The organism is Pseudomonas sp. UV AK001 (genome assembly GCF_046097675.1).
GTDB lineage: Bacteria > Pseudomonadota > Gammaproteobacteria > Pseudomonadales > Pseudomonadaceae > Aquipseudomonas > Aquipseudomonas kribbensis.
Genome location: NZ_JBJUVZ010000011.1, coordinates 110,592 through 122,799, shown reverse-complemented (window position 1 = coordinate 122,799; position 12,208 = coordinate 110,592). Strand labels below are relative to the sequence as shown.

General features: G+C 52.9%; 10 protein-coding genes. 3 read left to right on the top strand and 7 right to left on the bottom strand.

Annotation, left to right across the window (positions count from 1 at the left end):
• Positions 1-197: 197 nt before the first annotated feature.
• Positions 198-770 carry a gamma-butyrobetaine hydroxylase-like domain-containing protein gene (locus ACKLNA_RS25330; protein ID WP_408987449.1) on the bottom strand — a complete coding sequence of 191 codons (573 nt, stop codon included), beginning with the start codon at positions 768-770 and terminating at the stop codon, positions 198-200.
• A 125-nt stretch (positions 771-895) separates the two neighbouring features.
• Here ACKLNA_RS25330 and ACKLNA_RS25325 point away from each other — a divergent pair, with 125 nt between their 5' ends.
• Positions 896-1,825, top strand: a complete 930-nt coding sequence (locus ACKLNA_RS25325; protein ID WP_408987448.1) for a LysR family transcriptional regulator — start codon at positions 896-898, stop codon at positions 1,823-1,825.
• Between the two features lie 92 nt (positions 1,826-1,917).
• Here the strand turns inward: ACKLNA_RS25325 and ACKLNA_RS25320 are convergent, their stop codons facing one another.
• Positions 1,918-2,901, bottom strand: coding sequence for an MDR family oxidoreductase (locus tag ACKLNA_RS25320; RefSeq protein WP_408987447.1), 984 nt, complete (start codon positions 2,899-2,901; stop codon positions 1,918-1,920).
• A 46-nt stretch (positions 2,902-2,947) separates the two neighbouring features.
• Complete coding sequence (locus ACKLNA_RS25315) at positions 2,948-3,487, bottom strand: TetR/AcrR family transcriptional regulator (RefSeq protein WP_408987446.1); 540 nt, start codon at positions 3,485-3,487, stop codon at positions 2,948-2,950.
• 179 nt (positions 3,488-3,666) lie between these two features.
• Here ACKLNA_RS25315 and gcvA point away from each other — a divergent pair, with 179 nt between their 5' ends.
• The gene (gene gcvA / locus ACKLNA_RS25310) at positions 3,667-4,590 is read left to right on the top strand and encodes a transcriptional regulator GcvA (protein WP_408987445.1); all 924 of its coding nucleotides are present in this window, start codon (positions 3,667-3,669) and stop codon (positions 4,588-4,590) included.
• A 119-nt stretch (positions 4,591-4,709) separates the two neighbouring features.
• Here gcvA and ACKLNA_RS25305 read toward each other — a convergent pair whose 3' ends face one another.
• The 4 genes from ACKLNA_RS25305 to ACKLNA_RS25290 form a co-directional block, all read right to left on the bottom strand.
• A complete protein-coding gene (locus ACKLNA_RS25305; protein WP_408987444.1) occupies positions 4,710-5,558 on the bottom strand; it encodes an ABC transporter permease in 849 nt (282 codons plus the stop codon).
• A gap of 5 nt (positions 5,559-5,563) precedes the next feature.
• The gene (locus ACKLNA_RS25300) at positions 5,564-6,826 is read right to left on the bottom strand and encodes an ABC transporter permease (RefSeq protein ID WP_408987443.1); all 1,263 of its coding nucleotides are present in this window, start codon (positions 6,824-6,826) and stop codon (positions 5,564-5,566) included.
• Positions 6,827-6,865: 39 nt separating this feature from the next.
• Positions 6,866-7,948, bottom strand: coding sequence for an ABC transporter ATP-binding protein (locus ACKLNA_RS25295; protein WP_408987442.1), 1,083 nt, complete (start codon positions 7,946-7,948; stop codon positions 6,866-6,868).
• A gap of 111 nt (positions 7,949-8,059) precedes the next feature.
• A complete protein-coding gene (locus ACKLNA_RS25290; RefSeq protein WP_408987441.1) occupies positions 8,060-9,115 on the bottom strand; it encodes an ABC transporter substrate-binding protein in 1,056 nt (351 codons plus the stop codon).
• Positions 9,116-9,651: 536 nt separating this feature from the next.
• Here ACKLNA_RS25290 and ACKLNA_RS25285 point away from each other — a divergent pair.
• Entirely contained in the window at positions 9,652-12,150 is a 2,499-nt protein-coding gene (locus tag ACKLNA_RS25285; RefSeq protein WP_408987440.1) for a CoA transferase, read from the top strand.
• Positions 12,151-12,208 lie beyond the last annotated feature (58 nt).

Here is a 12,208-nt window from a genome sequence, read left to right as displayed (position 1 = left end):
GATTCTTGAGTTCGGACGTCTCCAGGTAGCAACCTTGTAGGTGCCGTTCTCCTTCTGTGACGTTGAAAGCATTTCGACCGTGAAGAATTCGGCAGTTGTTGAAGACAATCATTCCCCCTGCGACGAGTTTTTTGTAAGGAGATTCTGTGGGTGCTCCAGTAATTCGACAAATAGCTTTATCGCCTTACGCATATCGCTCATGCGGGAGTAGGGTGGATCAAGAGGCGCAGAGGTGCTGTTTGACCAGCCAGTTTGGTAAGACACTCAAGTAGGGCAGAGTCGCACTCCATTATGTCATTCCATTCGTAGATGGCTTCAGCTTTGGGCTTATCTTTAAAAGTATGGGAGGGAGGGCTTCGCTTATCCGAAGAGTAGCAATGGCTTTGCAGCCATCCTGGATGAAATGTACTCTTATGTTGCTCTGTCTTGCCATCGAGTAACGGCCAGGCCACCACTAGAAAGCCGTCTCCGCTCAATTCTACTTGCTCAGGCTTGATAGTGAGCGAAATGTCAGAGGGCTGAATCAAACGCTCCATAGAAGAAGGGTGTGGAGATTCGGGGCTTGGGCAGTTTTCCCTCAGCCAACCATGGTGAAAATGGCTCAAGCCTCCATGATTCCAAGTTAAAGTAACCTGAATATCTTCCATCACAGCTGCTACCAAGTTATTTGGGTTGTCATAGTATCGAAGGTCAGACATGAGATTCCGTTTGGAACTTTCAGCCGGTGAATTGATCACTTCGAGGCTTTGACAATTTGGTATGGTATTCATATCGGTCGCTTCGCTGTGGTGTAACGGACGTTCATGAGTATTGATGATGTTCCTATGGTTGAATCACAAATGGAATTCCTATATTTTTACAATCAGTTGTTCCAAAATGGAACAAGAGGCGGCGCATGGATAAGCACAGCGATATGGCCATACTGGTTGCGGTAGTGGACGCAGGGGGGTTCTCACCGGCTGCGCGGTCGCTTAACATTACTCACTCTGCCATCAGCAAGAGAATTCAGCGGCTTGAAGAAAGGTTAGGCATTCAACTGCTAACTAGAACCACGAGATTTATGCAGCTCACTGAAGTTGGTGCGATCTACGTCCGTGAGGCTCGAGTAATACTTGACAAAATTCAAACCCTGGAACGAGTAGTGTCATCTGACTCTGAGGTGCCGCGAGGGAGTATAAGAGTTTCAGCATCCAATGTATTTGGACGCCATTTCGTAACTCCAGCTTTGATTGGTTTTTTGGATCGCTACCCAGAAATAAAAATCGACTTGGTGCTCACTGACGAGTTTGTCGATCTGAAACAAGATCGGATTGATATGGCTATTCGAATTGGACACATGCCCGTGACGGAACTCTCTTGCGTTAAACTTGGAGAGAGCCCACGCACTTTATGTGCATCACCTGTTTACCTTGATGTGCATGGTAAACCAGTGGTGGGTTCTGATCTGGTTAAACATGTCAGACTGAAATTGAATTTTGATACGGAAATGAATGAACTGGCTGAAATAACTGAGCCATCATTACGAGCTCAAGCGCCAAGTCGATTCACGTGCAATAGTGTCGAGGCTATTCATACTGCTTGCCTGGCGGGTCATGGAATTGCACTGCTTCCGGACTACCTGATTGCGCAAGACATTGCGGATGGTCGTTTAATTTCACTTTCCCACCCAGCTCCAGATAGGCTAGTGCCGAGTATCTATGCCGTTGTAAATTCCAAAGAAACTCTACCCGCTAGGTTGACGATTTTGCTGGATTATATTTCTAAAATGTTGGCTGCAAAGGCGCAAGGGAGTCATTGGTGGGCGTCCGTCGAAGCCTCTAGGTAGTTCTGAAGCAGGCTGTAGTACGGCGGCGATTTCGCCAAGCTGCCCTCAGTCAACCAAAAGCAGGGGAGCTTGGCGAGTGTGAGGCAGCCGACCTAGCGGTTTACGTCGACAATCAATCGGCCACGAATCTTCCCGTCCATCAAGTCGACAGCAGTTGGAATACTCGCCTCAAGGCCAATCTCCTTGGTCATCAAAGATAACGCATCTAGGTCGAGTTGATTAGTCAGACGCTCCCAAGCATCCACTCGTTGCTCAAATGGCTGAGTAACACTGTTGATGCCAAGTAGGCTTACCCCTCGCAGAATGAAAGGGGCAACGGTTGCAGGGAAATCCATTCCCTGAGCCAACCCACATGCGGCCACTAGGCCTTCAGACATCGTGCTTGCGCAGGCATTGGCCAAGGTGTGGCTACCGACTGAGTCGATTACTGCAGCCCATTTCTCTTTCGCCAAAGGCCGCCCTGGGACAGACAGCTCGGCACGATCAATGATCGTCGTCGCCCCCAGGCTCTTCAGATACGCCTCTTCGCTGGATTTTCCTGTAGCGGCAGTGACGGTGTACCCAGCACCTGCCAGAAGGCTGATTGCGAAACTACCGACACCACCAGTGGCGCCAGTCACCAGCACGGGGCCATGGGCCGGCTTCAGTCCATGACGTTCCAACGCCATCACGCAAAGCATGGCGGTGTATCCGGCAGTGCCGACGGCCATGGTTTGACGTTCGCTCAGGCGCTCGGGGTGGGGGATGAGCCAGTCGCCGTTCAATCTTGCCTTTTGCGCAAGCCCACCCCAATGGCTTTCACCCACACCCCAGCCATTTAGAAGAACTCGATCACCCAGCTTGTAGCGCGGATCATTACTCGACTCGACGGTGCCTGCGAGGTCGATGCCCGGCACCATCGGAAAGCTGCGAACAACCGGCCCTCTGCCGGTGATAGCCAGAGCATCCTTGTAGTTCAAGGTGCTGTAGGCGACTTTCACCGTCACATTCCCACTTGGCAGCTGCTCATCCTTCAACTCAGTGAGGTGAGCCAAATACCTGTCTTCCTGCTTCTCGATCAGGATGCCTTTGAACATTGCTACTCCTTATTTAGACCGATCGTCTTTAAATTGTCGTAAGGAATCACTTAGTAATTCCCGCCAGAAAGCCTTGGAAAAATATGTCGAGGGGACGTACATGTTGTACAAGGCGAGCTCGTAGAATTGCGCCCTCCCAGCCAACCCAAAAGAAGCCCGCGAGGGCTCTGCAGTCATGGCCGGAAGATAGCTCTCCCAGCTCGACCGCCTCCGCCAGGCAGATAGATAAGCGCTGCTCCCAATCCTGCAGAGTCAGTTCAAGTTGTTCACGGAAGCTGTCTGGAAGCACCAGCACCTCTTGCCCAAGGTTGCCCACAAGGCATCCCCTTCGGAACTGGTACCTGGCCATCCCGAGTTTTGCCTCTTCAACGAAGTTGGACAGCCTTCGAAGAGGTGGCACGCTCAGATCGCTTAAACAGCGATCCAGCTTTCGAGCAAAGTAGTCTGCATAGCGCTCCAGCACAGCTTGGCCGAAAGCTTCTTTGCTTTCAAAGTAGTGATAGAACGAGCCTTTGGGTACTTGGACGCGCTTGAGAACGGTGTCGATACCGGTGGCGGCGAAGCCCTGTTCGGTGAAGATCTCCATTCCGCAGCGCAGGAGCAACTCCAGCGTTTCGCCATGCGCGCGTGGGACTTTTGGGGGGCGGCCTCTTCGAGAGACAGTCTTGGAGCTATTCATTCGTTGTAATTTAGACCGATCGTATCTAATGTCAACCAGTGTGAGATTTGATCCCAAATCAACCTAGCGTTGGATGCAGGTGCGTTATGAAAAAGCGTTTACCTCCCTTGAACTGGCTACGTGCTTTCGAGGTTTCTGCCCGACTGCTGAATTTCACGCATGCAGCGGAGGAGCTAAACCTCACGCAAGCAGCGGTCAGCCAGCAGGTCAAAGCCTTGGAGTCCCAGTTGGGAATTGCTCTGTTCAAGCGCCTTGCGCGAGGGCTTGAGCTCACCGAAGCAGGGAAGTCTTACTTTCCTGTGGTGAGAGAGTCAGTTGAGCGGCTGGCAGCCTCCACTGACGAAATCTTTGGGCAAGGTCACCGAAGCGCATTGATCATTCGCAGTAGCCTGGTCTTTTTCACCCACTGGATTGCACCTAGGTTGCCTCGGTTTCAGGCCCTGCACCCTAGCGTCAATTTACGGATTGCAAGCAATATTTGGGTCGACGACTCAGAATTTGATGCCGACCTGGAGATCAGGTATGGACAAGGACGATGGCCAGGTATGAAGTCCGAGCGCTTGACGTGGGATACGCTGGTACCGGTTTGCTCTCCTGCACTCATCACCGATGAGCATCCGCTGCAGCACCCTCGAGACCTTGCGAAGCACCAGTTGCTGCACGTCCTTGGATACGAGGAGGGGTGGGGATATTGGCTTCAAAAAAATAACGCTGAAACCGTCGACTCTTCACAGGGAGTGCAATTTGACACTCTGATTTCGGCGCTGGCGGTGGCCGAGTTGGGGCAAGGCATTGCACTGGGTAGGTCTTCCCTGGTCAAGCACTTACTGGATGAAGGCAGGCTTGTAGCACCCTTTGGTGGCTGCGTTCCAACTAAGGAGGCGTTCTATCTGACTTACTCGTCGCATAGCTTGGTTAACCCTGTTGCGGCTGCATTCGCACAGTGGCTATGTGATGAGGCGAAGTCATTCAGAGTTCTGTCCTGCGAAAGTATGGACGAGAGCGAGTAGTGATTAAAAGCATCTGAAGCATTAAAAATGGCCCATCAGGGCCATTTTCATTACTTTTACGAAAGTCTCAAATTACTGCAATCATTTTTTGGTTCCTATGCCATTGCATCTATAGTTGTTCACTCTTTGATGCCGCGTAGACGAAGCGACCGTCGACGCATAAGCTCGACCGCTACCAACAATGCTACCGAGCCGAGTATTAGTAGTGTGGCTGCAGCTAGAATCGTTGGGCTTATCTGCTCACGCATGCCCGACCACATTTGTCGCGGTATGGTTCGTTGTTCGACACCTCCAAGAAACTGCACCAGGACAGCTTCGTCAAATGAGGTCACCATCGCGAAGAGTGCCCCGGACATGATCCCTGGGCGAATGATAGGGAAGGTCACACGAAAAAAAGTATAGGTTGAAGATGCCCCAAGACTCGATGCTGCCCGAGTCAATGAATGATCGAATCCTACCAGCGTCGCTGTCACCGTAATTATGACAAATGGAGTGCCGAGTACAGCGTGACCCAGAATGATTCCAATATGGCTTTGCCCTATGCCCAGTGTGCTGTAAAAGAAGTACATGCCCGCCGAAGAGATTATTACTGGCACAATCATCGGTGATATCAGCGTGCCCATCAGCAGTCCTTTGCACGGTAGATTCGCGCGGCATAGGCCTAGTGCTGCTAGTGTTCCAAGTGTTGTTGCGATTACGGTGGCGCAGAATGCAATCACTAGGCTGTTCTTGAACGATAATAGCCACAGCGGGTCTTCAAGAAGCATGTGGTACCAACGCATTGAGAAGGCCGTAGGGTCAAGACTGAGCATTCCGCTGGTAAAGCTGAAGTAGGGCTCCACATTGAACGACAGCGGCACAACGACCAATATTGGCAGGATTAAAAACATCAATACCAAAACACCGAAGCCACGAACACTGAAGAACCAGACTCTGCCCAGTGGGCTTGTATAGCTTGGAAGACTCATCTCGATTACCCCAGTTTCATGTTGTTGATGCCAACGACTCGGTCATATATCCAGTAAAGCACCAAGACAATCAGCAGCAGGATACAGGCGATGGCTGCAGCCAGTCCCCAGTTAAGGGAAGTTTGCATGTGATAGGCAATAAAGTTGCTGATGACCTGGCCCGTGCGGCCTCCCACCAGTGCCGGAGTGATGTAATAACCAGTGGCCAGAATGAAAACCAAGATTCCTCCCGCACTCAAGCCTGGTAATGACAGAGGGAAATAGATCTGCAGGAAGGTACGGAACGAACTGGCACCCATGGAGTGCGCCGCGCGCGCGTAGGTGGCGTCAATACTTTTCATGACGCTGTACATCGGCAATACCATGAATGGCAACAGGATGTGGGTCATTGCAATCACTGTTCCGAACATGTTGTACATCAGCTCAAGCGGCTGGTTAATCAACCCAATGCTGGTCAATGTGCTGTTGAGCACGCCGTTGGACTGTAGTATTACCATCCAGGCGCTGGTACGTACCAACAGTGATGTCCAGAACGGCAATAGCACCATGACCATCAACAGGTTGCTGGTTTTCGCAGGAAGGGTTGCCAGCATGTATGCCAGCGGATATCCCAAGAGCATGCACAGCCCCGTTATACCCAATGCAACCAGCAACGTCTTGATCAGGATGCTGACGTAGATACGCCGGCTTTCAGGTTGTTTAACTACGTTGCCTTGATCGTCGTAACGCAAGTCAAGCGCCGCAACGTAGTTTGAGGCGGAATAGGCGGGCGCCAGTCTCTTCAGCTGCATCCAGATACCAACTTGGCCCCATCGTTTATCGCTACTGATCATCTTGGTTTTGAACGATCCCGGTTCGACAGTTTCACTAGCCAAGCCTCGCGCTGTACGAGCAAGCAGGCTCTTTGCGTCGCTCATGACTCTATTGAGATCAGAGCCGACACTGTCCAGCTGTCGATGCTCCTGTAGGGTGAGAAGCTCGTGTCCAACTACAGCGAAAACTTGCTCGTCTGGCAGTTCTACCCCCTCCCAATTGATCAAAGCGGCAGCCGTTAGTGGCATCCCTGTAGAAAGGGCTGGGGTTTGCACACTTCGCAGCAACATGGCGCCAATCGGCATTAAGAAAAATACCGTGATAAATGCTAGTAATGGCATGACCAATAACAATGACTTGGTCTTGTTTAGGCGCTCCGCTCGATCAAGTTTTCCTTTGAGGTTTTCTTGGGGCTGGGCACTGTCGAGCATTGGGCTTTCGGTATATGTGTTCATCGGCGTACTCCGGAATAGCTGTAAAGTCGTTTAAGGGCTTCAAGCATCCAGCGCTCGACAGTCATCAGCCGACCAACCTACATCAATGCAAGTACCGGCCTGGGGTGCCGCGTGTCCCGCGGTGTTGACCATCTTGACGATGAATTCGTCATGGCCTGCCAGCTTCAAGCGCGCACGCAAATGATCACCGTGGTAAATGATCTCTTCGATGCGGGCGGGCATATGGTTGTCGTACTCTCCTGCGCGGGCACCTATCTGAACGCGTTCGGGACGAATCGATAAGGTGGTATTCGCGCTGGCTGCGGCGATGTTGACGGCAAGCGCCTTGACCCGATGTTTACCAACCTGAACCTGGCAGTAGTCTTGATGACGCTCGACAATCTGCCCCATCAGCCGATTGTTCTCACCTATAAAGCTCGCGACAAAAGCGGTCTGGGGTTTCTCGTAAAGGTCTGATGGATTGGCCAGTTGCTGGACAATGCCATCGTTGAACACGGCGATGCGATCCGACATTGTCAGCGCTTCGGTTTGATCGTGAGTAACGTACACCACGGTGATACCGAGCTGTTTCGACAGGCGTTTGATCTCGTATTGCATTTGTTCACGTAGTTGCTTGTCCAGAGCACCCAGTGGTTCATCCATCAGCACCAGGCGCGGCTCGAAAATCAACGCACGGGCCAGCGCTACTCGCTGTTTCTGACCACCCGATAACTGAGCGGGCATTCGCTTGGCAAAAGGCCCCAGGGCCACCAGATCCAGCGACTTCCTCACGCGGTCTTCGATGTCTTGCCGGGACATTTTGCGCACCTTGAGCGGGAAGGCGAGATTCTCTTCGATAGTCATGTGGGGGAATAGGGCGTAGTTCTGGAACACCATGCCTATGCCACGTTTTTGCGGGGAGATATCGTTGACCGGCTGTCCGTCAATGCAGATCTGCCCATGAGTCACCGTCTCGAACCCAGCCAACATCATTAGGCAGGTGGTTTTGCCTGAGCCCGAAGGGCCAAGCATTGTGACGAACTCTCCTTGTTCGATTTCGAGGTTGAAGTTCTTGACGACGAGATGTTCGCCGTCATAACTCTTCTGCACATTTCGAAAACTTACAAAAGATTCAGTACGCATGGGGGATCTCTCTTGTTATGGGCGTAGCAGGGCCGGACACGAAACGTCGTCCGCACCCATCAATGGATACATCAGGTGTATTGCTGGCAGCGTCGGAAATGCGTGTGTGCTTTACTTGGAGAGCCAGGCGTTGAAGCGCTCGTTCAACTCATCTGAATGATCACTCCACCACTGAGAGTCAACTTGCAACGCGGTAGCAAAATTTTCCGGGCTGGTGGGCAGGTCAGCTCTGACTTTTGGGTCGACCAATGCCTGAGCTGAACGCCGGGTTGGCCCATAGGCGATGTAATTGCTCTGATCGGCAAGAACCGTACTTTGAGTGGCGAACTTCAGGAATGCCAAGGCCTGGTCTTTCTTTGGGCCGCCGGCAGGAACTACCCAGGCCTCCATGTCGTACATCTGGCCATCCCAGAGGATCTTGAAGGGTTGTTGTTCTTTCTGTTGGGCGATCACGATTCGCCCACTATAAGCTGAGATCATGCTGACTTCACCGTCGGCCAGCAGCTGTGGGGCCTGTGCCCCGGCTTCCCACCAAATGGTGTCTTTTTTGATGGTGTCGAGCTTTGAAAAGGCGCGCTCCAGACCTTCTTCAGTCCCCAGCAGGTCGTACACTTCCTCGCGAGGCACACCGTCAGCCATCAATGCCCATTCCAGATTGACTTGAGGTGCCTTGCGCAGCGCCCGCTTGCCGGGGAAGCGCTTAGTGTCGAAGAAGTCTTGGAGGGTACGCGGCTGGTCACCCTTGAATGCTTTAGTGTTATAGGCCACAACCGTCGACCAGATGTAGCTGGCCACACCGCACTCCGTTAGGGCACCTGGCAGAAAATCTTTCACTGCGGGTGTCCCGTCCGGTGCAGGAGCTAGGGTTGCGGGATCGATACGTTCAAGTAAACCATTATTGCAGGCCCGAATTACGTTCGGTATCTCAGCGTCGACCACATCCCAAGTGACCTTTTTACTGTCAACTTGAGTCTTGATTTGGGCGGTACCACCAGAGTAATCCTCGGAAATCACCTTAATGCCCGTGGCAGCGGTGAACGGCTTGTGAGCGGATTGGATTTGGGCGTTGGTCAAGTTACCGCCATATGACACAACGGTAAGAGATTCTTGTGCGAATGCGCTGCAAGAAGCGATGCTTGAGAGCAAAAGTAGTGTTGCGCTTTTCATATGTGATACCCCTCATTTTTGTTTTTGTGGGTAATCGTCTCGAATGCGTTACACATCGAGAACGTGAGCGACCATGCGGTCGATCAAGGCCTTACTCTCGGCAAAAAAAAACGAAGGTAAAAGCAATAAAATATGGCCCATTGAGGCGATTTTTTTTATGGCTACAACAAAAAAATCACCTGTAGAGGTGCGGCATTCGACGCGTGCGCACGGCTTAATTATCAGCCGGCGAATGTGGGTGGCTGCGAATTTAACTGGCTACTGCCTGTCGAGCTCTCCGACGTGGAGGACGATTAAGCGAGAGCGCGGACGAGCGCATGCAGTGATAAGAAGCTGATCCAAGCAATAAAAAAAATGGCCCCTTAGGGCCATTTTTTATTGCTTTTGCGAAAGCATTTAATTTCTGAAAGTAGCAGCCAGGTCGCAAGCCCTTGGACGGTGCAGTAGTCCGAAGGGCCAGTTTGTGCGAAGTCTTAACAACAACAATAACCGCGCCGGCAAACCAGGCTGGCTTCGGGCTACGTAGGATTTTCGTCATGGGACACACCAACCAGTTGCCTTTACAAGGCGTCAATGTCATCGATTTCGGGCAGTACATCGCAGGCCCTGCAGTAGCGATGATTCTCGCTGATCTGGGTGCGACAGTTATTCACATCGACCCTCTGGGTGGGCCTTTCTGGGATAGCCCAGCGAATGCCACGCTGAACCGCAACAAGCTTTGCATGCGCCTGGATCTGAAAACTCCTGAGGGGTTGCAGCAAGCTCGCCAACTCATCAGCTGTGCCGACATCGTCATCGAGAATTTCCGGCCTGGCGTCATGTCCAGGCTGGGCCTCGATTTAGGAGAGCTTCGGCGTGTACGTCCTGAACTGATCACGTTGTCGATCCCCGGGTTTGCCAGTGATGACGATCTGCGTGCGCAATGGCGGGCTACTGAAGCGGTTATTGCCTCAGCCTCCGGAGTGTTCACGGATATGGGGCAGAACCGCGTTTTGATGGGCATCAACCCCAGCTTCTCGCCACTTCCTTTGGCGTCCGCGTATGGCACCATGCTGGCTGTGTCTTCCGTGGTGCTTGCACTGCAGGCACGTGAAAAGAATGGCATTGGCGATCAGATCGAAGTCCCCTTGTCATCAGCGGTCATGGAAGGACTGTCGTACAACTCGATCAAGATCGACGGGTATCCGCTGCGCTACAAAACACTGCGTGAAAAAGAGAGCGAGCGTCGTCGGGCCGAAAACCTGCCGATGAACCTGAGCTACCAGGATCTGCAAGAGTTCCTCGATCCGTTCTACCGCACCTATGAATGTGCTGATGGCCGTAAGTTCTACGCTGTGTGCCCCTCGCACCGTGAGCATGCCAAGCGCTGCCTGCAGGCAATGGGCATCTACGAAGAAATGGTTGCCGCCGGCTTGCCGAAAGTAGATGACCCCTACCTGCCGATTGACCAGTGGGAGGGAAATGCATCCTTGGGCGTTTACCCGCTGCCTGCTGATTGGGCGGCACGTATCTCGGCCAGGATGAAAGAAGTATTCCTGACCAAAACAGCCGCCGAATGGGAAGTCATCTTCGGTGAAGGGCGTTTCCCTGGCGCGCCGCACAGGTCTACCCAAGAGTGGCTCCATGATGAGCACTCAAATACTGCTGGGTTGATCGTTGAGGTCAATGATCGCGAGTTTGGCCTTATGAAGCAGCCTGGCCCAATCGCATGGTTGGAAGGCTGTTCCGAGCCAATGCTGAAGCCGCTTTCGCGTCGTGATGTGAGCTTCGAAGAAGCGTTGGCAACGCTGTCTGAGAGCCCTGCGCGTGCATTGCCCCCTGCCAAACTCGATAAGCCTGGTGGCTGGCTGGAGGGTGTCAAGATCCTCGATCTGACTAACGTTATCGCAGGGCCGCACTCGACATCGTTCTTGGGCCGCTTCGGTGCTGACGTCATCAAGCTCGACCCGGTCATGCCCAATTATGATCCCTGGAATACCGTGGTCTTCGGCATGTCGTCGGCACGCGGAAAGGAAAGTGTTCTGGTTGATCTGAACAAGTCCGAAGGCCGAGACGTATTTAATCGTCTGGTGCGGGAAGTCGACGTGATCGTCATGAACGCACCTGATCGCCAGCTGGCACCGCTGGGCCTGGATGAGGCGAGCCTGCAGGCAGTGAATCCTGGAGTGATCTTCTGCCAACTGGACTGCTTCGGCGGGCCACGTCGCGGCCCTCGTACTGACTATCTGGGGTATGACGATCTTATCCAGGCCACCACAGGGATAATGTTGCGTTTCGGCGGCGGGATGGATACCCCAGAGGAACATGCTCACGTCGGCACCATCGATGTGATGTGCGGGTTTGCTGCCGCTCTGGGCGTCGCAACAGCTCTGTATCGCAAATATTGCTCCGGCGAAGTTTACCGGGCTCGTACATCACTGGCGTCTCTGGGAAATCTGGTGCAGATCCCGTTCTGCTACGACTACGAAGGTCGAGCGCCATTCGATGAGCCTTCTGGGCGCGATGTAGTCGGCTACAACGATCTTTCTCGCTTCTACAAGACGGCGGATGGCTGGATCTACCTGGATGCGTCTGAGCCAGAGCTGCACAAGTTTGCAGCCATCACTCAGCTTGCAGAGTTGGAGTTTGCCAATGATCGTATTGCCTATCTGGAGGCCGCCTTCCGCCGCATGAGTAGTTCGACTCTACAAGAGCGTCTGCAGGCTGCCAATATTGCTGCGGCGATACCGGACAACATTGATCACCTGCGCAGCCAATACAGTCGACCCGCTGATGGTCTGCCAGGAACTGCGAATGGGAGCTATTCCTTCAGCATCTATCGCGACCATCCAAGTGGCCATCGGGTGACGCAGCTGGATCCTTACGCCATTCGCCCACGGGTAGCGCGTATTCGAGCGTTGCCACCCGCTGAGAAGTTTGGCGCTTCGACTCGCAAGGTACTGGGGCGCTACGGCTACACCGACGTGCAGATTCAATCGCTCCTGGATGCCGGCGCAATCGGCGAGTCCTGGAGTGAGGAATACCTGCCGAGCTAACTGCTTAGGGTCGTCAAGTGGAGGCTTCATCAGCGTCCCCCTTGCACTCCGATTCACC